At 46.7% G+C, this 23,312-nt stretch carries 19 protein-coding genes; 11 read left to right on the forward strand and 8 right to left on the reverse strand.

Annotation, left to right across the window (positions count from 1 at the left end; all coding sequences use genetic code 11):
• The first annotated feature begins 210 nt into the window (after nt 1-210).
• The 6 genes from mbhE to mnhG are packed head-to-tail and all read left to right on the forward strand — an operon-like array spanning nt 211 to nt 5,760.
• Nucleotides 211-2,847, forward strand: a complete 2,637-nt coding sequence (gene mbhE / locus FCU94_RS17390) for a hydrogen gas-evolving membrane-bound hydrogenase subunit E (protein ID WP_176290079.1) — start codon at nt 211-213, stop codon at nt 2,845-2,847.
• On the forward strand, nt 2,847-3,200 hold the full coding sequence (locus tag FCU94_RS17395; protein WP_176289732.1) for a Na+/H+ antiporter subunit C: 354 nt from the start codon (nt 2,847-2,849) through the stop codon (nt 3,198-3,200). Before mbhE ends, FCU94_RS17395 begins: the two co-directional genes overlap by 1 nt.
• A complete protein-coding gene (locus tag FCU94_RS17400) occupies nt 3,197-4,690 on the forward strand; it encodes a proton-conducting transporter transmembrane domain-containing protein (RefSeq protein ID WP_176289733.1) in 1,494 nt (497 codons plus the stop codon). Before FCU94_RS17395 ends, FCU94_RS17400 begins: the two co-directional genes overlap by 4 nt.
• On the forward strand, nt 4,687-5,163 hold the full coding sequence (locus FCU94_RS17405; RefSeq protein ID WP_176289734.1) for a Na+/H+ antiporter subunit E: 477 nt from the start codon (nt 4,687-4,689) through the stop codon (nt 5,161-5,163). Before FCU94_RS17400 ends, FCU94_RS17405 begins: the two co-directional genes overlap by 4 nt.
• Nucleotides 5,164-5,167: 4 nt before the next feature.
• Entirely contained in the window at nt 5,168-5,434 is a 267-nt protein-coding gene (locus tag FCU94_RS17410) for a monovalent cation/H+ antiporter complex subunit F (RefSeq protein WP_176289735.1), read from the forward strand.
• Nucleotides 5,434-5,760, forward strand: coding sequence for a monovalent cation/H(+) antiporter subunit G (gene mnhG, locus FCU94_RS17415; RefSeq protein ID WP_176289736.1), 327 nt, complete (start codon nt 5,434-5,436; stop codon nt 5,758-5,760). Before FCU94_RS17410 ends, mnhG begins: the two co-directional genes overlap by 1 nt.
• 13 nt (nt 5,761-5,773) lie before the next feature.
• Here the strand turns inward: mnhG and FCU94_RS17420 are convergent, their stop codons facing one another.
• A complete protein-coding gene (locus tag FCU94_RS17420) occupies nt 5,774-6,709 on the reverse strand; it encodes a universal stress protein (protein WP_176289737.1) in 936 nt (311 codons plus the stop codon).
• Nucleotides 6,710-6,992: 283 nt separating this feature from the next.
• Between FCU94_RS17420 and FCU94_RS17425 the strand changes: the two genes are divergently transcribed.
• The 3 genes from FCU94_RS17425 to FCU94_RS17435 are packed head-to-tail and all read left to right on the forward strand — an operon-like array spanning nt 6,993 to nt 9,521.
• Nucleotides 6,993-7,133 (forward strand): hypothetical protein, encoded by a 141-nt coding sequence (locus FCU94_RS17425; RefSeq protein WP_176289738.1) that lies wholly within the window; start codon nt 6,993-6,995, stop codon nt 7,131-7,133.
• Nucleotides 7,134-7,164: 31 nt separating this feature from the next.
• Nucleotides 7,165-7,539: a diacylglycerol kinase gene (locus FCU94_RS17430; protein ID WP_176289739.1), complete on the forward strand. Its 375-nt coding sequence runs from the start codon at nt 7,165-7,167 to the stop codon at nt 7,537-7,539.
• Between the two features lie 26 nt (nt 7,540-7,565).
• Nucleotides 7,566-9,521: an LTA synthase family protein gene (locus FCU94_RS17435; protein ID WP_176289740.1), complete on the forward strand. Its 1,956-nt coding sequence runs from the start codon at nt 7,566-7,568 to the stop codon at nt 9,519-9,521.
• A gap of 285 nt (nt 9,522-9,806) precedes the next feature.
• Here FCU94_RS17435 and FCU94_RS17440 read toward each other — a convergent pair whose 3' ends face one another.
• A complete protein-coding gene (locus tag FCU94_RS17440; RefSeq protein WP_176289741.1) occupies nt 9,807-10,679 on the reverse strand; it encodes an NAD(P)-dependent oxidoreductase in 873 nt (290 codons plus the stop codon).
• Between the two features lie 190 nt (nt 10,680-10,869).
• Here FCU94_RS17440 and FCU94_RS17445 point away from each other — a divergent pair, with 190 nt between their 5' ends.
• Nucleotides 10,870-12,210, forward strand: a complete 1,341-nt coding sequence (locus tag FCU94_RS17445) for an aminotransferase-like domain-containing protein (RefSeq protein WP_176289742.1) — start codon at nt 10,870-10,872, stop codon at nt 12,208-12,210.
• A gap of 412 nt (nt 12,211-12,622) precedes the next feature.
• On the opposite strand, the gene FCU94_RS17450 is transcribed toward FCU94_RS17445, so the two are convergent.
• The 4 genes from FCU94_RS17450 to FCU94_RS17465 form a co-directional block, all read right to left on the reverse strand.
• Entirely contained in the window at nt 12,623-15,727 is a 3,105-nt protein-coding gene (locus FCU94_RS17450; RefSeq protein WP_176289743.1) for an efflux RND transporter permease subunit, read from the reverse strand.
• Complete coding sequence (locus FCU94_RS17455) at nt 15,724-17,046, reverse strand: efflux RND transporter periplasmic adaptor subunit (protein WP_255199296.1); 1,323 nt, start codon at nt 17,044-17,046, stop codon at nt 15,724-15,726. Before FCU94_RS17455 ends, FCU94_RS17450 begins: the two co-directional genes overlap by 4 nt.
• A 124-nt stretch (nt 17,047-17,170) precedes the next feature.
• Nucleotides 17,171-17,521, reverse strand: coding sequence for an EF-hand domain-containing protein (locus FCU94_RS17460; protein WP_017059884.1), 351 nt, complete (start codon nt 17,519-17,521; stop codon nt 17,171-17,173).
• A 636-nt stretch (nt 17,522-18,157) separates the two neighbouring features.
• Nucleotides 18,158-19,369, reverse strand: a complete 1,212-nt coding sequence (locus tag FCU94_RS17465; RefSeq protein ID WP_176289745.1) for an MFS transporter — start codon at nt 19,367-19,369, stop codon at nt 18,158-18,160.
• Nucleotides 19,370-19,460: 91 nt separating this feature from the next.
• On the opposite strand from FCU94_RS17465, the gene FCU94_RS17470 reads away from it, so the two are divergent.
• Nucleotides 19,461-21,149 (forward strand): ABC transporter substrate-binding protein, encoded by a 1,689-nt coding sequence (locus FCU94_RS17470; RefSeq protein ID WP_176289746.1) that lies wholly within the window; start codon nt 19,461-19,463, stop codon nt 21,147-21,149.
• 157 nt (nt 21,150-21,306) lie between these two features.
• On the opposite strand, the gene FCU94_RS17475 is transcribed toward FCU94_RS17470, so the two are convergent.
• Together FCU94_RS17475 and FCU94_RS17480 are read right to left on the reverse strand one after the other, a co-directional pair.
• Nucleotides 21,307-22,161 (reverse strand): sterol desaturase family protein, encoded by an 855-nt coding sequence (locus tag FCU94_RS17475; protein WP_176289747.1) that lies wholly within the window; start codon nt 22,159-22,161, stop codon nt 21,307-21,309.
• A 22-nt stretch (nt 22,162-22,183) separates the two neighbouring features.
• Nucleotides 22,184-23,197 carry a DUF2804 domain-containing protein gene (locus FCU94_RS17480; RefSeq protein ID WP_441351755.1) on the reverse strand — a complete coding sequence of 338 codons (1,014 nt, stop codon included), beginning with the start codon at nt 23,195-23,197 and terminating at the stop codon, nt 22,184-22,186.
• Nucleotides 23,198-23,312 lie beyond the last annotated feature (115 nt).

The raw sequence follows: 23,312 nt of genomic DNA on the forward strand, positions 1-23,312 counted from the left end.
TACGCGCAGAATACGTTTTGACTGGCGCGCATTTCTTGTTGCGAGTGCTGACAGTAAGAATGTTTCAAAAAGTAAAAAAATTCCCGCTTAGATGAATCGCTTACGCAAACGGCCGTCAATGGTTTACGTTTAAATGTACGACTAGTCCATTGATAGCGAGCAGCGATGAATCAAGAGCGTGGTTTGGGATCATACAAAGGCCAGCAAAGCATGAATCATGACAAGCAGTATGCCTTGTTGCTGTTCGCTCTGGTGCCTGCCATTCTCTTTATTGCTCTAGTGGCTGCTTACTCATCGTCAGGCGCTCGTTACCAAGTCGATTGGGTACCGAGTTTAGATATTGCCTTTGCTCTGCATCTTGATGGCTTGTCGATGCTATTTGCTGGGCTGATTACTGGTATTGGGTGTTTGATCCAGCTCTACGCTTGGTCTTATATGAGAAGCTATTCGGGGCGCTTCTCGTTTCACCTTTATCTCACCCTATTTATGCTCGCGATGCTGGGTGTAGTGCTCAGCGACAACGTTTTATTGCTGTTTGTTTTTTGGGAATTGACGACGATAACCTCCTACCTGCTCATCGGCTTTAATCACAATAAGTCGGTATCGCGAAAGAATGCGCTACAAGCGCTGTTGGTGACGGGGAGTGGGGGGCTCGCGCTGTTAGCGGGTCTTATTCTACTCGGGACAATAGCAGACAGTTTTCAGCTAGCTATCATCATCGAGCGCGCGCCCAGTTATCTTAATCATCCCGCATTTATTCCCTCATTGGTGTTGGTTCTATGCGGCGCGTTGACCAAATCAGCCCAATTTCCTTTTCATTTTTGGTTACCCAACGCAATGGCGGCTCCTACGCCTGTAAGCGCTTACTTACACTCGGCGACTATGGTCAAGGCTGGCATCTATTTGCTGGCGCGTTTATCGCCAGTCTACTCTACAAGCGAACTCTGGTTTTGGTCACTCACCTGCATTGGCGCAGCAACCGCGATCTGGTGCGCCTTGGTGGCCTTAAAGCAGACCGATTTAAAGTTGATGTTGGCGTATAGCACTAACGTCGCTTTAGGCAAACTTACCTTACTACTCGGCCTTGGAACCGAATTAGCGCTGGTTGCCGCGCTTATCTTCGTTTTAGCGCACTCGTTCTACAAAGCGGCGCTGTTTATGGTGATCGGTAATATTGATAGGGCGATGGGGACACGAGAGTTGGCGCAGGTATCGGGATTGCGATCAGTGCTGTTGCTCAGCTTTATTGCAGCGTTCGGGGCTGCCTTGTCGAAAGCAGGGTTGCCGCCGATGTTAGGTTTTATCAGTAAAGAGTACATGTACAAAGCGGCGTTAGAGATGAGTATTTGGCCGTCGCTGGCGCTACTTGTGGTCAACGCCACTATGGTCGTGATGGCTTTGGTTATCCTAATTAAGCCATTCCTTGGCGCGGCCAATACTCACGGTGATACAGCGCCTAAGCCTGTTGAGCGTGATTACAGTGCGTGGGCGCCGGCGCTATTGTTAGCGCTGGCCAGCCTGTTCGTGCCAGTGCTGGCGCTGAGTGGCTTGAGCGAAGCTTTGCTGATTAGCGGAGTCCGCGCAATGGCTCCGATGGCCATTATGCCGGAGGTTAAGTTGTGGCATGGGCTTAACGCCGCGTTAATGCTGAGCCTTATCACCTTAGCATTGGGAGTGTTGGGGTATCGGTACTATACACGTTTGACCAGCTGGCTTGCCGCGATGACAGCCTTCTTGCCCAGTGCCGATCGAAGCTTTGATCAGGTAATCAAAGCGATGATGACATTGGCTAACTGGCAAACTCAGCAGTTACAGCGCAAGCGCTTAACCCTCTATGTTGCTCTGTTCTTAACCGTATTAGCGGCGTTGCTGCTCAATTCCGTCGCTATCGCTGCTATTGGTACTTTCCAATCAAACGCCGAGGTGAGCTTCTATCAAGTGGCGATAGCCTTGTTGATGGTTGTGGCGGTGGGCGTTGTGGTCGTTTCTCGTTCGCGGTTACTCTCCGTGGCATCGCTGGGGGTGGTGGGGTTTCTCTCTACGCTGGTTTTTATGATTTTCAGTGCCCCAGATGTTGCCAAAACCTTGCTGTTAGTCGAAACCTTAATGGTCATTTTTGTGGCCATCTTAATGCGGCATCTGCCTAAGCTTGATCGGGTCGTGAGCCATTCGAAACAGCGCCGTGGTTGGCATGCTTTGGTCGCGGTCGTCATTGGGGGAAGTATCTCGCTTGTGCTTATCGCAATCACCGCGCAGCCTATTGATGCTCAACTGAGTGATTTCTTTGCTCAAAATAGTGTGCCGGGCGGCTTTGGGCGCAATATTGTCAATGTCATCTTGGTCGATTTTCGAGCGTTCGATACCTTGGGCGAAGTGGTGGTGGTGGTGATCGCGGGGTTAGCAGCGGTGAGTCTATTGCCCCAACAAAATCGTTATATCAATCGAATCCAATCACTGATCTTCACCACCACCGCACATATCGTTGCCACTCTTATGTTGCTGTTCTCGTTTTATTTACTGCTGCGAGGACACAATGCGCCAGGAGGAGGCTTCATTGGAGCGTTGGTCGCGGTATTAGGACTCTCTTTATTGATGTTGGCAGAGACGCCCAATTATGTTCAGCGCCGATTGCAGTTTGCGCCATTTAACTTAGCGTTGTTTGGGATTGCGCTTAGTTTGTGTGCCGGTGTCATTGGCTTATTGTCCGGTCAGGCGTTTTTGACCGGTTTATGGTGGAAGGAAATATTGCCTTTAGGGACGCCGCTGCTGTTCGATGTGGGGATTTATTTGGCCGTTATCGGTGGCGTGATGGGAATGATGTTGAGAGTGAATCAGGAGCTGGACTAATGGAAGTTCTGTGGAGTTTAGTGATTGGTGTGTTGGTTGCGGCTGGTCTCTACTTGATGATGGAGAAACACGTGCTGCGGGTGTTGTTTGGATTGATCCTACTCAGTAGTGCTGTGAACTTATCGATTCTAGTCGCAGGCCGACTCACGGTTGCTCAGCCCCCCTTAATTGATGCTAGCGCGACACTGCCTCCTGAGGGCGCCGCAAATTCACTACCGCAAGCCTTAATTTTAACGGCGATTGTGATTGGTTTTGGCTTGCTAGTGTTTGCGTTACTGCTTATCTATCGTGCGTATGTTGAAACAGGAAGTGCGGACGTGGACCAGATGTGTGACTCGGAGCAAGAGCAATGAGCGGCCTGCTACTCACTCTTCCGGTTGTCGTGGCGTTGAGCAGCGCTCTGCTGCTCTACACGTTGCGGTCACAGGCACGCCTTGTGGAATGGGTCAGTGTGGTGAGCGCATTGGCGCAGCTTGTTGTCACCCTATTTTTGATGAATCAAGTCATTGTCAGTGGCGTTCAAGTGGTGGCGTTTGGCGAGTGGGCGGCGCCGTTCGGTATTGTCTTCGTTGCTGACCATTTGAGCGCGGCGATGGTTGTGGTTACGGCCGTGATAGGTGTAGCTGCGGTAATTTATGCGATTGCGGATCTCGTCAAACAAACCAGTTACGGGCTTTATCACAGTTACTTCCATATCTTGCTTGCCGGGATCTATGGAGCATTTTTGACCGGAGATGTGTTTAATCTTTACGTCTGGTTTGAAGTGATGCTGATTGCTTCATTTGCGTTGATGGTGCTCGATGCCGATAAAACTCAAATTGACGGCGCAGTGAAATACGTGGTGCTGAATTTGATTTCAACCCTAACTTTACTGCTCGCAATCGGCTTGTTATATGGCGCAACAGGCACGCTCAACTTGGCCGATTTACACGGTAAATTGCCGCTGGTTTCGGTGGATATGCAGCGCATGTTGGCTGCGCTGTTCTTGTTTGCGTTTGCGATTAAAGCGGCTTTGTTTCCCCTATTTGCTTGGCTACCCGCCTCTTATCATACTCTTCCTAGTGGCGTTTTGGCGCTGTTTGCAGCCTTGCTTACCAAGGTCGGGGTTTATGCATTGATGCGTATGTTTAGCTTAGTGTTTCCTTTGCCTGATATGGGGTTACAACCTTTACTTATCGGGGTGGCAGGGTTGACCATGCTCACTGGTGTATTGGGGGCTGCGAGCCAGTTTGATGTAAAGAAAGTTCTCTCGTTCCATATCATCAGTCAGATTGGGTACATGCTCATGGGCTTGGCGCTTTATACCCCTGTGGCACTAGCGGGAGCGATTTTTTACATCATTCACCACATTATAGTGAAAGCGAACTTGTTTCTTATCGGCGGGCTACTTGAACGGAAGATGGGCTCGAGCCATTTGAGTCGCCTTGGCGGCGCTTATCAAACGATGCCCGGTTTGGCGCTGCTGTTTATCATTCCGGCATTTTCTTTGGCGGGTTTTCCGCCATTGTCGGGGTTTTGGGGCAAGTTTTTGGTCATCAAGTCGAGTATAGAGCAGCAGCATTATTTGTTGGCGGCCACTGCCCTGGTGGTTGGACTACTTACGGTCTTCTCAATGAGCAAGATTTGGGCGGAATCCTTTTGGAAACCGGCCCCCGCGGATTGTGAACCGCAGCAAACTGTGCCTCGTCAGTGGGGTTACTATTTACCCATTATCACACTGACTGCGCTGAGCGTGATCATCGGATTGGCGGCTGAGCCGTTTTACCTGTTTGCTCAGCATGCTGCCGCTCAGCTAATGGACTCGACCGACTACGTGACAGCCGTGCTAGGAGAAGTGCGATGAACTATTTCTTGCTCAACTTGTTTTTGGCCATGGCTTGGATGCTATTAAACGGACAATACGACAGCTTAAGCTTTGTGATTGGCTTTGCCGTGGGATTTGTGGCTTTGCGGCTCAGTCAACCGTTTGGTTTGAAAACGAGTTATTTCCGCCGTTTCCGTGCCTCAATCGGTTTATTGACGTTCTTTTTTTATGAGCTGATTGTATCGGCTGCACGTGTCGTTTGGGATGTTATAACCCCCACTCACTTGAGCCAACCGGATATCGTCTATGTGCCGCTTGAAGTCAGAAGCGACCTCGAAATCACCTTGCTGGCCAACATGGTGTCTTTGACGCCGGGGAGCCTGAGTTTAGATGTGACGCCAGACAAAAAGCACCTTATCGTACATGCGATGTTTGCCGAGCAGCATCAGCAGGTGATAGAGCCTATCAAACAGGGGCTAGAAAAGCGCATTCTGGAGGTGACTCGTGGGTGAGTGGATGATGGTTTCGATTTATTTTGCCTATTTGGGGTTGATGGTCAGCATTGCCATGGCGCTCACCAGATTGGTGATTGGTCCTACACTGGCAGATAGAGTCGTGGCACTGGATGTGATTGCGTTCATTACGATTGGTTTTATCGCTGTGTTTACGTTAGAGAGTGGCCAAGAAGCGCTGCTTGATATCGCGATTACCTTAGGGCTGGTGGCTTTTCTTGGGACTGTGGTTTTGGCGCGGTTGATTGTCAAACAGATAGGAGAGGAGTAATGGCGCTACTCATTAGCCTGCTACTGGTTGTTGGCACGATATTAATTCTGATTGCCAGCTTGGGCGTTTTGAGAATGCCCGATCTCTACACTCGAATGCATGCCGCAACCAAGGCAGGCACTGTTGGGTTGGGTGCGTTACTGTTGGCGGTCGCTCTGACATTATCCGACTTAACGGTTTGGTCACGGGTGGCGGGGACGGTGCTGTTTATCTTTTTAACGGCACCAGTGGGCACTCATTTGCTGGGTAAAGCGATGCGCCACAGTGGTTATATTATGTGGCGCAATAATGCAAAACCGAGCAAAGCGTCCGGGAAACAAAAGTAACGGAGGCTACCTGTTAGCTTATTGGCGTGACAAACCCATCCGGTTTGAGTGCGACTAAAGAGCACTTCACTGACTGGAGGATATTCTCCGCCGTGTTACCGATGACGAAACCGGGGATGCCTGTTCTCGCGAGTGTGCCCATCACCAACACATCAATGTCGTTCTTTTCAACGCAATCGGGGATCGTTTCGTCGGGTACGCCGTGTAAGTGGTGCACTTCGATATGGCCAGAGATATTGGCTTCCTCAATCATTTTGTCTAGGGCCTCGCGGTGATGTTGTTTGGCTTTGGCGATTTCACGGTTGAACTCTTCATCCTCGATTTTTATCCACACATGATCACTTAAATAGCGCTCAAGTTGATACTCCCAGCATGAAACGACGTGCAAGCGGCTGTCACAGCTGTCGGCAATAGAACGGGCGAGCTCGAGTAAGCGCAGTGATAATTTGTGGTGCTCTACATTGTTGGCCGTAGGGTCAATGGCTACGGCAACACGACGCTTATTTCTTGGTTGATGCGCGGGGCGATTGAGCCAAACTGGGCAAGGGCATTTACGGAGTAAGGTCATATCCATGGCCTTGAAACCTTCTCCATCTTCGTCGACAGGTTCGGCATCTTTGATGACCAAATCATGTTTCTGGTTCAGCACCGAACGAATAATAGTGACGGCAGGGTGCTCGTCACACGAGATATGCAGTGGGAAAGGCGTATCAGTCGGGCTGATATCATTAACTTGGCGAGCTTGGCTTATCTGTTGTTCCAAGGATTGAAACAAGGAACCACGATATAGCTCTTGGTATTGGTCCATGTGCGTGGGTAGTGGTGGACTCACTATTAAGCCGTTAAGAGCCGCCTGATTGGCAAAAGAGAGACGCAGAGCTTGGCCAATCGAGTCACTCGCACTTGGTAGCCCTTGGCTGACATACAGTATGTTTTTAAACCTTTTCATCCCTAACTCCTTAGATAATGTTCAGTCTGACGTTCGCCAACATAGGTATAGTCAGCCTCAGCCGTATTTACTTTAAGTGTTGTACCAAGCTGGTGTTTTTCCAACCTTTATTTGTAAAGGTGTGTTGCGAAATCGAGACAAACATAGCCAAGATAAATGCCCAGTTTCGACGTTCAATGATGGACGCACCTTCCTCAAAAGCCTGGAATAATATTTCCTTAAGGATTTCTTAAGTTTTGAGTTTTATCGTTACTGATAACGAACTCAGGCAAAGGTGGCTTGTATGAAACCTCAAACACATGTGATGGCGGCAAAGGGTGAACTAGAAGTGGTTGCTCCATGCCACCCATTGTTGAACTTAGTCGTTGAGCTGCGATTTCAACCAGCGTTTGATGCGTTTTCCACTCATCAGAGTCACCAATAATTAAAACCTCATGCAGAGAGCAAGGATTATTGTGAAATCTAATCAAACAGGCGTTGGGCGACTTGTCAAAGCGACAAAATATTCATGGCTTGGTCTAAAGGCAGCTTGGCATGGTGAAGCGGCGTTTAGGCAGGAGTTCGTGTGCTTTTGTGTACTTACGCCGATAGCGCTGGCTTTGCCCGTTGGTGGTTTGGCGAAGCTACTACTCATAGGCTCATTGGTTGCCATCATGATTGTCGAATTGCTCAATTCTGCCATAGAAGCTGTGGTCGATAGGATTGGATATGAAAAGAATGAGTTATCAGGGCGGGCAAAAGATATGGGGTCTGCAGCGGTTTTGCTCTCTCTTTTAATGGCGATGTTTACCTGGGGTTATGTTTTGGTCTCAATCTTGTCTAGAAATTAAGGTTTCATTTCAATAGGAAGTTAGCGATGACTGAAGGTGTAAAAAAACGGTTAGGGGTTCTTTTCCCTTTGGTTGTGACGTCAGTGATATGCCTTTTGGTACTAATGCTATCTCGAGTAGGATTGAGCCTATGGCATGGGGAGCGGATTAGTGATGCTCACGGCTGGATGCCGATATTTCTTGAAGGCTTGCGTATAGATATTGCGACGGTGAGCTACTTATTAGTACTTCCATCACTGTTGACATGCTTACTTGCTAGCAAGGGATCTTGGGGTAAAGTTTGGTTATTTATCTTAAGAATCTGGATTGTACTAGGTTTGTGGTTTCTGGTGTACATGGAAATAGCGACACCTTCATTTATCCTCGAATATGACGTACGTCCAAACCGCCTTTTCATCGAATACTTGATTTACCCCAAAGAAGTGTTTGGGATGCTATGGAGTGGATACAAGCCAGAGCTGTTTGTGGGCTTCTTCGCTAGTATTGCGACTATTTATTGGGGGTGGAAACTGACTCACTATTTAGTCACCGGTCTGACATTTCCTCGATGGTATTGGCGTCCAGTACTGGCACTTTTTGTGGTGGCCGTTGGGGTTATGGGCGCGCGTTCCTCACTCGGTCACAGGCCGCTCAACCCTGCGATGGTCGCTTTCTCAACCGACCCGTTAGTGAATGATCTTATTTTAAACTCTAGCTACTCGCTAGCTTTCGCGGCCAAGCAAATGAAGGATGAAGATAGCGCATTCAAATACTATGGCACTATGGATAGCGATGAAATTATTCGGTTAGTCCGTGAAACCACAGGGTTCAGTGAGAAGGCGTTTTTTTCTGATTCATCACCAACAATGGCTTATCATCAGGCAAGCTATAAGGGTAAACCTAAAAATCTAGTGATTCTATTACAAGAAAGTCTTGGTGCAAGGTATGTTGGTGCGCTGGGTGGCTTGCCACTAACGCCAAACCTTGATCAGTTAATGAGCCAAGGCTGGAACTTCACTCGCATGTACGCAACAGGCATCCGTTCAGTCCGAGGAATCGAGGCGGTGGTTACCGGCTTCTCGCCGACACCGGCTCGCTCAGTTGTAAAGCTAGGCAAAAGCCAAACCGGCTTTTTCACTATTGCCGACCTATTGAAAAGCAAGGGATATCATACTCAGTTTATTTATGGCGGAGAAAGTCATTTTGACAATATGAAGAGCTTTTTCTTAGGTAATGGTTTTGTCGATATGCAAGACTTCCCGACCTTTAAGAATCCAGCGTTTGTAGGTTCATGGGGAGCATCAGATGAGGATTTATATCAAAAGGCCCATGAGCATTTTTCTCAGCTAAGCGCCGATAATCAACCGTTTTTCAGCCTAGTCTTTACCTCTTCAAACCATAGCCCGTTTGATTATCCGGATGGTCGGATCACGCCATATAATGAACCAAAGCAAACTCGGGAAAATGCGGCAAAGTATTCAGATTATGCCTTGGGTGAATTCTTCAAGAAGGCTAAATCGTCTTCTTACTGGGACGATACGATTTTTGTTGTAGTGGCTGATCATGACTCTCGCGCTCATGGAAACCAGTTGGTGCCGATTGATCATTTTCATATTCCTGCGGTGATTGTCGGTGAAGGGGTTCCTGCAAAACAGGATCCTCGTTTAGCAAGCCAGATTGATCTTGCTCCGACGTTACTGTCTCTCATGGGGATTAATAGCATTAACCCAATGATTGGGCATGATATGACCAAGGATATAGATGAATCAACGCTTAGGGCGATGATGCAGTTTTATAAGAACTTTGCCTGGATGGATAATAATAATGACGTTGTTATTTTCCAGCCGGATAAACCCGCACAAGGCTTCCATTATGATGGAGAATCAACGGAATTAGTTGACCGTAAGATGTCAGAGCCAATGATCAAGAGGGCAAAGGCGAATGCACTGTGGGGTAGCTTAGCGTATCAGAACGGCCTCTATCATTCGGATAATACTCAGTAGTTTTGCTTAAAGGACGGTTTTGCTGGCAATTGTACCGAGTCGACATCAGGTTTAGTCTCGACCAAATCTTTTATATCGATGACGATATAATCCTAGACTAAAACTCTCATCCGCACTGGATGAGAGTTCTATCGTATAAATTTAGTGTCGAGTTGTTCGAACAGGAATTTATAACCCAGCGAAATCATCAGTAGACTGAGTGATACTGAAATGGTTGGTTGAATCAATTTGGCGCCATACTTCATTGCTGATGAGCGACCAACATGATTCCAATTCCTGCCCAAGTTATCGATCGTAGATTTTGAAAAGCACAGAAGTATCCATGCGACCAAAACCTTGTTGCTGTAAGGACTGATATTCACGGTCTACTTTTTCTGTTAACGGAAGCTCAACACCCATCTTATGTGCTTCATTTAGGCAAATGCTGAGATCTTTGTGCATCCAGTCAATGGCAAAACCAAAATCGAACTTATCTTGCGACATAGTTACGGCTCTGTTCTCCATTTGCCATGAACCCGCCGCACCATGCTTTAGCACGTCAACTAACTGGTCTATATTTAGACCTGCCTTTTTTGCCACAAGGAGGCCTTCGCTTAACCCTTTCAATACGCCTGCAATACAGATTTGATTGACCATCTTACAACGCTGCCCCTGGCCATTTTTGCCCATTAACGTCGATTGCTTAGCATAGCTTTTCATCACCGGCTCTACGCGATCAAAAACCGTTTGTTCACCACCACACATAATTGTCAGAGCTGCATTTTCAGCTCCCGCTTGACCACCTGATACTGGAGCATCAATAAACGAAATGCCCTTTTCTATACATACTCTGGCTAACTCCTCTGCAAGCTCTGCAGATGTGGTGGTGTGGTCAACCAAAACAGAGCCTGGGACCATGCTTGCGAGTACTCCGTCTGCGCCATATACAACACTTCTTACATCGTCATCATTCCCCACGCATAAAAACACAATGTCACAGTTTGTCGCAGCTAACCGAGGGGTTGGCTGGTATTCACCGGAAAATTCTTGAGCCCATAGTTTTGCTTTGCTTTCAGTACGATTAAACACTTTGGTCTTGTAGCCTGCTGTTGCGAGATGACCCGACATTGGGAAACCCATTACACCTAAACCAATAAAAGCGACGTTGTTTGATTTCATTTTATTTTCCTTAATCTTTTCCAATATGTTGTTCTAAACTGCATTGAGTTGATTCAATGTTGTTTTTTGTAGGTTATTATTGAAATTGAACTATGTCAATGTTGGTTTTTGTGTTTGTTGTAAATGGTAAAAACCCAAAAGACATATGTTATGATCTATCGAAAATTAGGATTGTCCTAGGAGACTCCTTGTGAGTAATAGTAAATTCATTCGGATAGCAGAAGTTATAGAGCAGAAAATTGAATCAGGTGACTTCTCGCCAGGTTCAAAGCTACCCACCCATCGTTTACTGGCTGAGGAGCTCGGAACCACGCCTGCAACCGTTGCAAAAGCTTACAAGTTGCTTAGCGACAGAGGATGTTTGGAGTCATTTATTGGTCGTGGTACGTTTGTTAGAGCAAGCTCAGAACTTGACAAAGCCATTCAAGCTCCCGATGAAGAAACAAACTTTAACTTCTCTATCCTTCAACCTTGCCTAGAGCTAAATGTCCCCGCATTGAAGAATGCCTACCGACAAGCTGCGGAGTTACTGACCCCTTCTGTCATTGGATATGTTGAACATTCTGGGCATGAGGTTCATAGGGCTGCTGGTGTTAAATGGGCGAAAAAGTACGGCTTAGAGGGGGCAAACAACGACAATATGTTACTGACAAATGGGGCGCAGCACGCTTTGTCTTTACTTGTTGATACTTTGACTAAGCCAGGTGACACTATTCTAGTCGAACGACTCACCTACCCGGGTATTCTGGCGATTGTCAATATGTCTGAGCGTCATGTAATTGGTGTAGATCTTGATGAGTATGGTTTATGTCCGGAAGCTTTGGCGAGTGCAATTGATGCTCATCAAGCCGCGATGGTGATAGCGATTCCTAGTCATCAGAACCCAACAGGCATCTCAATGCCGGAATCCCGAAAAAAGGAGATAGCGCAAGTTATCAACGATAAGAGAGTCTGGCTGGTTGAAGATGATATTTATTGCTTTTTAGATGATGAACCAGTGCCTCCAATCGCTAACTTTGCTCCAGATTATACGTTCCACATTTCTGCGTTGTCTAAGGCAATCAGTCCTGCAATGCGTTGTGGTTACTTAAAAGTCCCGGAAAATCAGATAACGGCTCTCAATGCCAGTATTCGCACTAACATTTGGCTTGCGTCTCCAATTAATTTTATTGCAGCGACATTGCTAATTGAATCCGGTGATGCTTTTCGGTTAGCGGACCAACAAAGGGAAGTGGCGAATGAAAGGCAGAAACTGGTAAGGGAGATTTTTACTTCCATAGAGTTCACCGCTTCTGGATACCATATTTGGCTGCCATTACCTGCTCATTGGCAGCCAGATCGATTTGCTATGGAAGCAAAAAATCGAGGTGTAATAGTGACCAGTGGTAGTTACTTCTGCTCAAATCATGAAAGTACACCACATGTCAGATTGTCTTTGATGTCAATCGGGAACGAGGCTCGATTGAGAGATGGCTTGAATCAGCTCCAACAACTATTGGAGTCTGACATTAATAGTTTTTTCCCATACTAAAGGTTCAAGCGAATAATTTTGAAGTAACTAAGGTGTGGATGAGCTTGGTGGAACCTCCTACTCTAGCTTAGCAAACATGGCAGTGGTCACAAGTTTATCCACATGATTAAACCTCAACCAAATTGGAAGAGGGCAATTTCGCGTGACATACCCTGTTAGCACGCTTTTGGACAGAAATGAGTTTTGGAAAATCAAACATTAGCAAATGACTAATAACTTCAGGTATGACAAATAACTAAACCTGATAGAAAAACTGCCACCAAAGAGCAAAAGACAAGACCTGACCCTATTGTTTTTTGTACGCAAAAAAACAGCAGTCAGTGATAGGGTTTAATCGCCAAATAAATTCTACGCAAACTACCATTTTCATGCCGGGCTAAATGACATGGTTCAGCATGCACTCCCAAGGGCCTCAAAGGGAAGATTGAGCACCTTCTGCCCATTTGGTCAGCTTTAAATCGTCCAAAATAAGCAGCACGCAAGGCACAACAATTGACGCGAGTAACGTAGCCGAGACTAAGCCAAACGCAATACTGGCAATTAACGGGATCAGAAATTGCGCTTGCGTACTGGTTTCGGTTAACAGTGGAAGCAATCCTGCAAATGTGGTTAACGAGGTGATAAATATCGCTCTAAATCGGTCACGTACCGCCTCTCGACAAGCGTCTATCAAGCGCTCGCCTTGGGCGATATTCTTCTTAATAAAATTGACCAACAGAATGTTATCGTTAACGACGATACCCGCTAAGGTAGCAAAGCCAACCAAGCTTGGAATAGTCAAATCGAACCCCATGCCCAAGTGCCCCCATACCACACCAATCCAGCCCATAGGGATTGCCAGCAGCACAGCAATCGGTTGAGTGTAGCTTTGTAACAGGAACACTAAAATAAGATAAATCCCCACCACGCCAAGAGCAAAGAAGGTCGCCAGCGAGGAGCCCGTATCTGAGCTTTCTTTATCCTGACCTTGCGAGGTGAAGGTGATGTCTGGGAATTTGTGTTGAGTTTGCAAGACAAATTCACTATTGAACTGCAGCATGATTTCACGCGCATTGGCAACCCGCGTATCGATATTGCCTTGCACAACCACAGTGTTCATCCCATTAATGCGGTGAATTCGCGAGAAGGCTTGTTTTCTGTCAAACGTCGCAACACTTGATAATGGAACTAGGGTTCCATTGCCTGCCGTCACCATCAAGTTATTCAACTCATACAGGCTAGCTTGGTGCGTAAACTCATCCAGTCTCACATTAATATCCACCAGCTCGCCTTGTTGGAAAACCGTCAGATCAGTACTGCCTTTTACCGCGCTGCGCAGCGTTTGAGCAATGTTGGAAGCATTAATTCCCATCACGCCAGCTTCATCTTTAAGGTTAACGTGAAATTCGGTTCTGCCCTCACGCAGATCGGTGGAGAGGTTATAGACACCGTCAAATCCCTTCAACCATTTCACCAGTGAGCGGCTGACTTGATTGAGCTCTTGTAACGACTCACCCTGAACCCTAATATCAATGCCATTGCCAGCAATGCCCCGTTCTTTATCGGTAAACTTGAGTGAAACCACATCCGCCGTAGGACCTACTTTTTGTTTCCAATCTTGGATCAGATCTTTAATGCTCTGCTGCCTAAATTGCGCTGGCAATAGATCGGCACTGACGGTTGCCATATGCGGCCCCGATTCATTAGCATCAGCATTTGAGTTGAACATGATGGTGGTGCTCGCGACCAAAGGTTTTGAGCTTGGGTATTTCTCTGCGTATTCTTGGTTGAGTTCATCAAGCGCGTTTGAAACCTTCTCCACCACCGCCTCTGTCTGGCTCAGTAAACTGCCTTGAGGGAGCAAGATACGCGCCTGCAGCACATCACTTTCCAAGGCAGGCATGGCTTTGAATTTCAGCCAACCTGACGAAATGGAAGCGGTTGAAATCATCACCACCATCACCAATATCCCTAGTGAAAGATAAGGTGCATTCATCGCCTTGACACTCACTGGCACAAAGAATCTGTCTCTGATGTTTTCAAAACCGGCAATGAACTTGTCCCGTATAGGATTAGAGCGAGATTCAGTATGGCTATGTGCCAAATGAGACGGCAAGATCAAGAAAGCTTCTATCAGACTAACAAGCAAGGTAATCAATAACACGATGGGAATATAGCGTAGTACTTCGCCCATCTTGCCTGTGAGAAACATCAGCGGCCCTATCACCATGATGGTGGTAGCAAACGATGCAATCACACCTGGGAAGACTTGTTTGGTACCTTCAACTGCAGCGTCAAACGCGGGTAGCCCTTGTGGCCTCTTGGCAGCGATATTTTCTGCAATGATCAACGAGTCGTCCATTAGCAGACCAATCGCGACAATCAGCCCGACCAGCGTCATCATATTCAGGGTATAACCGAGAAGTTGTATCGCAAAAATGGCGCCAAGGAATGAAACCGGCAGCCCCATGGTGACCCAAAAGCTAAAGCGAATATTAAAAAACGCCCACAACATCAAAAATGCCAGTGCTAATCCCTGTGCGCCATTGCTGGTGAGGATTCTCAGACGCTCAATAATATTGGTGCTGGAATCTTGGGTGATGGTTAAAGCGACGCCTTCAGGGGCTCTCGCCTGTTCTTTTTCAACGATGCTGACGATCGCATCTTTGACCGTTAAGGTATCTTGAAATTGCGTTTTGGACACCTGAAGCAAAGCGGCACGCTGACCATTGAACAGGATTTGATTTTCATCGCTAGTGAACTTCTGCTGAATAACGGCAACATCACCGAGGCGAACCTGAGTCCCCGTCTCACTGGATTTAATCACGATATTCTTGAAGTCTCTGACGTTGCTGCCTAAGTGGTCGAAGCGGACGCTGATCTCTTCCAAGTCATTACTAAATACGCCAGCAGGAGTGCTGATACTTTGCTGTTGTACTAGATTGGACAAGTCGGACACACTCAGGCCGTGCTGCTGCAACTTCCACTGCGATACGCGAATTTCTATTTCTTGATCCGCAAAACCGCTCACGGTCACCTGAGCGATCAATGGGCTATCTTTTAACTTGTGCTTAATTTGTTGGGCATAGAGATATAAGTCCCTATCTGACATATTGCCGGTAATCGCGACACTGGCCACCGTTGCCACTCGGTCCAGTTTCGACACCGTGATCTGCTCAACTCGATCCGGAAAATCACTGATGGCGTTAACCTGCTGTTGAATATCGCTGGTTAAAGTGTCAATGTCTTCATCATCGCCGATTTCCACATTGGCGATGACCAAACTCTCTCGGGCATCACAGCTTAACTCTTTAATTCCACTCAGCTTATCGAGAGAATCTTCCAACGGGTAACACACTTCTTCCATCATCTCAAAAGGTGACGCGCCCGGATAAACGATCCGAACCTCAATATTTTTGGTCGGCGTCAACGGAAAAGTGTCTTTCTGCAGTTTGGGCAAGGCAAAAGCCCCTAACAGCAGTACCGCCATCATCAGGACATTGGCGCCAGTGGTGTGCCGAGCAAAAAAAGCGATCATAATTTGCCCTCTTTCTGAATCGCGTTTAGGGCTTTAAATCCGCTCTGCGTATCCAACCAAAGGCCGATTTTCTCATCCGGTTGCGGTTGTAAAGCCATCCCCTCAACGGCGGGTGAAAGTTTACTTAGCACAACCACATCACCGAATTCCACGCCAGATTTGATCACCGCAACCTGCCCTTGGACGAAATCTATCCTGACAGGTTTGCTTTTCAGTTTACCTTCAGAGACAGTGTAAACTTTACCATCATGGATGGCGTTTATCGGTAGCAAGACTTGTTGCTCCATCATTGGTGCTTTAATCGTGACTTTAACGAAAGTCCCACGAATAAGTGGTGGCTTCTCCCCGGGAATGGCTTGCTGATAGGGCTGATTGACTTGTGCAACCAGGCTTTGGCTTTGAGTCTGGGCATCGATTTCACCGCCGGAGCGGCTGATCTCGGCAGGCCAAGTAATTACTTTATCGCCTGCTTGGAGCTCGACTGTCGCGCTCAAGTTGCTATGAACATCTTCGTCAAGCGAGTCAAAGCGATTGGAAATTCTTAGCGGACGCATTTTACCAAGCGGAAACTGCGCGCGAACCTCAACGGCATCGATGTCATCCGCTTTGAGCAGCAATTCCCCCTTGTTGACATACTCGGCGAGTCCAACCAAGGTTTCGACAATGCGAATATCAAATGGGGCTTTAATTACGGTTTGTTCGAGATCTCGGTTTGCAAGTGCTAGTTCCGTTTGCAAAACCTTTTGCTGCGCTTGATTAATTGCCAGTTGGTTTTTCTGTGTCTGGAGCTGTTGCTGGCTGCTGAGCAAGTCTTTGGTCGCGCGGTCTTTCTCTGTTTTGGAGATATGCCCGGTTTCACTCAATTTGATTGAGCGGGCATATTCTGACTGTTGTACCTCAAACTCTTTCTCTGCAATCTTGAGCGAATCGATAATGGTCTGATTCGTTAGCATTAGCACTTCAAGCTCAGCTTGCAAACGGGCAATAGTAAGTTGATAAGAGGTGGGGTCAATTCTAAGGAGTTCGCTGTCTTTGCGGATAATAGCGCCCGTTTTGTATTGCTCAGAAACCCACACAACCGCGCCGTCAAGTTCAGACTGTGCCTGCCAGTCTTGAACAGACTCGGTATGTCCATATCCGATGGCAGAAGGTTGGATATTTCGCGGCTCGACTTTCAACACCCGAACCACCTTTTTAGCAGCCGTATTACTCGCTTTAGGCGGTTCAGCCTTCATCCCTGGTGCGATCACCAATAACGCGATGCCCAACAAAACAGGAGGAACAAACAGAGCCCTTTGTAACCAGCTATACCTAGTCATAGCGATTCCCTTACTATATATTAGCTTTTCCTTAATCAAAAGGTAGCACACCAACATAAGCGGATTTGCTTCCTTGATCTCAAAATAAGTCAGGCCTCACAAATGGAGGCCTGATTGAATTGAGCTACTGATTGTTTTTGCCTTTGCCCATGGTATTTTTGGGGTTCACCATGCCTTGATGAGCATTAAACTCTTGTTGAGAGATAGCGCGATCCGCGTTGCTATCTAACGAAGCAAAACTGTGGCTTTGATTGATATTTTTCAACGTACGTCCCTCTTCTGCTCGCTGGGCAATACGTTCTGAGCGTGCTTGATTGAACTCGGCTTCGGTTATCTTGCCATCACCATCGAGATCAAACTGTGAAAATACTGGGCGTGACATATTGTTATTCATGCCTTTATTCATTCCACCAGCCATTGCTCCGAAGGCAATAACGATACCGAGTAACGCGATTATCGTGCTTTTGATTTTCATGACGTTTTCCTTCTCTTTGTTTCACTATTTAAGAATATACTAATGTAAGTAAGATAACGTCATGTGATGTAAAGGTATGTAAAGATGGCTAAGTAGATATCGATTTATGTTCTTATCGGTTTGTCAGCGCAGCGCAACAGAAATTATGAAACTTCTGCCGCTAGTACTCTGGTAAGAGTACAGGCATAGCTATGTCCAAATGGTTTTCAAATTATCCCAAACTTTCAGCCACCGAAACCGAAACCGAAAAGCCAATGATATAAAATCCCTAGTTTCGAAAAATATGGCGATTTTAGACACTCAGAGTGTTTTCGAACTTTTGCCCAGCAGTTTGCCTTGCAAATATCCAACAGACAAGGGATTACTTTTAGTAGGGCAAATACATGTTAACATTCTGTTAATTCTGACTGGTGATGGGGCACTTCTGAGTTACGAAGTGCCATCTGTGAAAGTTCTGGACACAAATGAGCTACAGCCCCCCTAAATTAGCAATTTATAGCTAACTAAAAAGTATGGGGAGTAGCTAAGTTTAATGCCCCGTTTTGTTCGTGCAGGTCATGTCTATTGCCACCAACGATGACGTTCAACTTTATCATCGAATGAATGTATTGTTTTTGTACATCATCTTTTTTGCTATTAACGAATAGAACGGACGCTAGTCGTCATTAACCAAAATGCTGTTAGTAGCTGTGTGGCAAAGCACCCGACGAACAACCACTCAATCCCAACCAATGAAGTTAGATAGCCTGAACCAGCGAGGCCAAATGGCATTAGAAGTTTGAAGAGCGAACCCGTTATCCCGTTTACTCGGCCGAGAACGCTGATATCAAAAGCTTCTTGACGGTAACTCCAGATACAGATGCTGCTATATAAACCCACAGCGGATATCCAAAAGAACCCAGCAATAAGTGCGGTTTGATTCTCCATTACCAGTGGAATAACAAACCCGATCGATTCAAGTGCAATTGAGATAATGAGAAGCCATCCCAGCCCCCATTTCTTACGCAGTTTATCGGCACTGAATGCACCAATGAGACCACCAAGACCAGAAGCGACAATCAGATAACTCACTCCTACAGCATTCAACCCTAAATCTGCTTTGGCATAATAGATAGATTGGATCCAAAATACCGCGCCTGTTGTGTTAATGACCATTACAGCAAGGGTGATTAGCCACATGTTCTGTTCATTACGTAGTGCTTGCCATCCGTCTTTTATGGCGCTGAAAGTGCTTTGTTCGTCTTTGTTGATAGGGGTTTTTACGTCGAGTCTTTTGACTTGCCAAAAAGCCAGTAACATCAAAATCGCTACGCCGATAAAGACGTTATGAATGGTCGCCAATAACATGATGGCTCCCGAGAGCACCGGCCCTACGGTTTCCATAAAACTGCCCAAGGAGCTCATTCGAGCTGTCGCTACGTTCTGAGTGTCATGTGAAAGCGCGCTTTTTTGAATCGACATCCGCGCATTATGGTAGCCGTAGTTGAATGCCATCATTAAGAACGCGCACGGGAACAGAACCCAAATTGGAGCTTCAAGGAATTCAACTGCGAGGAAGGAAGTGAACACCGTTCCCGCTTGACCGAGTAACATCGCCAGCGACCACCGCTTTTTATCACTGCGATCGACCCACACGCCAATAAAAAGAGCCAGTAATAGATTGGGTAGAAACTCAACGGCTCTCATCCAACCCATCCACTCGGAAGATTGGGTCAGTTCATACACCAACAAGGGTAATGCAAGTGTGTAGATTTGGCTCGCAAAGCTCACAAACAGAGCACTGCTAAACAGGGTAACGAAGGTTTTATTCTTCCAGATGGAGCCATGAGACTCAGCTAACGTATTCATCTAAATGTCCTTTTTATTTTTGGTAACGCGGCTATTATTTGAAAATAAAAGATGAAGAAAAATAGAAATATAATTTTGGAATTTCACCTTTATGCGCTATTGGTTAGCTTTGGTATTTTTGCGAGACTTTGGGTTTGAGATAGGTCGATGGACACCGATTTCATTAGATGATGTATCGAAAGCGTTGAACTGCACACGTCGCAATGCTCAGCTGGTTATCAAAAGGCTGGTGGACGAGTCGATCATTGATTGGAAGTCGGGTGTTGGCAGAGGTAATTTGCCTCAGCTTCTCCTTAAAGAGTCGGTAGATACCACATTAAGCGTACAAGCTAAGCTTTGGATGAATGATGGAAAAGCCGAACAGGCACTGAAGCTAATCAGAAGCGTAGATCGTGGTCAGTTTATTGCCGAGTTTGTTAGTCAATATCAACAGCAAGATAACGATCAAGACGTTCTCCAAATCCCTTTTTATCGAGCGACACATAGCTTGCTCCCCTATGAAATATCAAGGCGCACTGAGCAACATATTGCGGATTACCTTTATGCCAAACTGTTGCGTTTCAATAGGGACACAGGCCAGTTGGAGGGGGATCTAGCGCAAACTTGGGAGCATACAGGTGATACGCTGAAGATTCGATTGCGTAAATCACTTAAGTTCTGGGACGGCTCAGCACTTACTGCATTTGATGTGAAGGAAGCCTATGAGTCGATCATCTCGTCAAACTCGGTGAGTCGAGGTTTGTTTATACTCATTGATGAGTTTTCTGTGGTTGACGAGTACAATTTACGAATTCGTTCCAAACGTTTGTCTCACTATCTGCCAAGGTTGATGGCGCATGGTGCGTTGTCGGTTTCCAAGTTGAACAGTGACGGCTCGATAGTCGGAAGTGGAGTGTTTCGATTGGCAGAGCAAACCAACTACCGAACGCTACTGACTGCTTCCACTCATTATCATGGTTATCGACCTTGGTTAGATGGCGTAGAAATCTGGAACATGGGCTTATCTGCAAAAGACTTTCAAATGCATTGCGATATTGTGCATGGCAGCTCAGCTCCGGACATTACCGATGAGTTCCAACAGGTACAGCAGTGGGAAGAGGGCTGTATCTACGTCTGTTTAAACAGTACAAACAACGGATGGATGAAGTTGACAAAACATCGTCGATACATCCAACAGTTGCTGCGCTCTTTGCCGATGAACGGTGTGAGAGACACTATGATTTATCGCCGAGCCTCAGGTATGACAAGCCTTAAGCCCTTTAAATTAGGCAAAGAAGTGGATTTGTCTTCCGTAAATCAGGTGCCGCTTGAGGTGTTAACTTATCAGCTGCCTGGGCATATTGAAGCTGGTGAAAATATCACTGAGCTACTGTGTAAGCATGGTTTAGACTCAAAGCTTACCGTGCTGCCATACCCTGAATTTGATCAAGTAGAGCGACAATCGAAAGCGGATATTATTGTATCTGGTGAGGTGTTTGGTGAACATAAAGAGAGTTCTTGGCTCGGATGGTTGTTGTGCACAAACACCGTGACGGCGAGTCTGAACAGGCAATCAAAGCCTTGGTTCGAGCAACAAGTATTTGATAGTTTGGCTCAATCAGATGAAAGCAAGCGTGTTCAAGGTTATCAGCGAATTGAACGCGAATTGATTCGAAAAGCGATTTATCTTCCTCTGTTTCAATGTGCACAAGACATGAGAATATCTCATAAAGTGAATGCGATGGATCTTCTTACTAATGGCTGGATCGACTTCAATCAGGTTGTTTTTGAAAGCCGTTAAATGGGTCTTGAGTCCAATCCGTTAATCAATGGTAATACTCTCGTTCAATTAAGGTGTCGATAACCGTATTTTGCACTTGTTACTCCATTGTGTCAGTTGCACCGCCAAGATTATGCATGCACATGCATTAGAGGCTGCTTTGATTGCAGCCTCTTTGTTAGGACTCATCTCTAGGGGGAGAAAAAAGGAGCCGTAGGCGCTGGCGCCACGATAGCCCTTGTGCACGAATATCCATCAACAAGCGCTGCCATTCGCTAAAGGTGACCACCAACGGGTTATAACTCTCGACTGGTTTGGTGACGCCATAGCGCACGGGCTCTAGCTCAGGCTCGAAAGTACCAAACAAGCGGTCCCAAATGATCAACACACCAGCGTAGTTTTTATCAATATATTGAGGGTTGCGGCCATGGTGGACACGGTGGTGAGACGGCGTGTTGAACACCCACTCTAGCCAGCCGAGTGAACGTACCCACTGGGTATGAACAAAAAACTGTAGGCCAAGATTAAGCAACACAGCGAAAATAACCCATTTCGGCTCGAAACCTAAGATCACCAGCGGTAGCCAAAATAGCCACATGCCTGCGATGGGGTACATCATGCTTTGGCGAAAAGCGGTACTGAAGTTCATGCGTTCAGAGCTGTGGTGGGCAACATGCGCAGCCCACATCCAGCGAGTGCGATGACTGGCGCGATGGAACCAGTAATAGCAAAAATCTTGCAATACCAGCAACAGTAAAAAGCTGCTAATCGTCATCTCAATCTCAAACCAGCGCCAGCCAAATAGCCATAAATAAAGTTTAACGATCAGTAAGCCAGTCACAAGGTCGGCGAGTTGGTGCATTGCTGCTAGGGTGAAATTACACAGCACTTCTTGCCATTGGTAAGCAGAATTACTGGGCAATCTGCCCCGCTTTTGACCAAACCAGTACTCAGCGAGCATAAGGGTGATGAACAGCGGGGCAAGAAGTATAAGTAGCCACTCTGGGTGGTCGATGAGCGTCGTTATATCCATATCTAATTGACTCGTAACAAGGTTACCATTTAGCAAAGTGGTCTTCTGTTAGGCCGACAACGTGATCAAGGTGATGAGTTATTCCGTCACTGTCGGTGATCTCACCACTAAAGTGGCCAATAAACTGGCGAAAATTACTTTTTAACACGCCAAGGTTGAGTTTTTCACTGCGCAGATTTAGGGGGACAAAAGTAAGGTCGATGCGACCATCCTGACTGGTGATACGCCAAGGCTGGTGACGTTCATCGCGCTTGTAGTGAAAGTGCACTGGCGAGAGTAAGTGTCTGCGACCATCGATCCACAAGGTGTTTTCACTGCCTCCGGTCTCGTTAACCCCAGCCGCAAGGTTGAGTCCCAGTGAAACCGCATCGCAGGTGGCACTAATACTCGCCCATCGCCAGCTGGTCTCTCGGCGCATGTATCCAGCGGAAAAGTCGTAGCCAGCCCTAGCTTGACTTAGATCGACTTCCTTACCTTGTATTCGCAATTGACCGCCTACCGCTAGCGCATTGTGCTTTTGGGTATAGGTCCAGCCGGAGTAGCCAGTCGGTGTGCACAGTGCGAGTGGTTGGTGTGTTGTCGGTGGTTTTATGAGTATGTCACATTGTACCTGGGGCGCGTTTACACCCACTCGCCACACCCCTTGGTGAATATCAAATCGGATTGCGCCACCGGCTATTGAGCTGGTGCCGTCAAAGCTAGACGCCGACATGTGGCTGGTTATGCTGAATGGCCTAAGCCAATTCTGTTCAACCAAAGTGTCATTGTGCTTATCATAGACGTAACAAAACCCTGAGACTAGATAGCGAATATCCGCCAGAGCAACCCCTATCACATAACGGTCGGTGAACACGCTGACAAACTGAAACTGCTTGTAATGAAAGTATTTGGCGAAACGGCTGGCACGCTTGTCCATCCCATCTCGATAATCAAAATGGTCCACGCCGAGACTTTGAGGGATCGCATCATAATAGCCAAATGTTGGCGCTCCTTCGGCGTTAATAACGCACTCAATCTGGGAGGGAGTAGACATAATTATCGTTTACATTTAATTAACACTTCGATTAGTGTGGAGGAAAAAGACGAACTCAATCAGGTCAATATCAGTCAATTTGGTAAGATAGATCACTTATTGGCCGAGTCATATGGTA

It is taken from the genome of Vibrio sp. JPW-9-11-11 (assembly GCF_013369335.1).
Classification (GTDB): Bacteria; Pseudomonadota; Gammaproteobacteria; order Enterobacterales; family Vibrionaceae; genus Vibrio.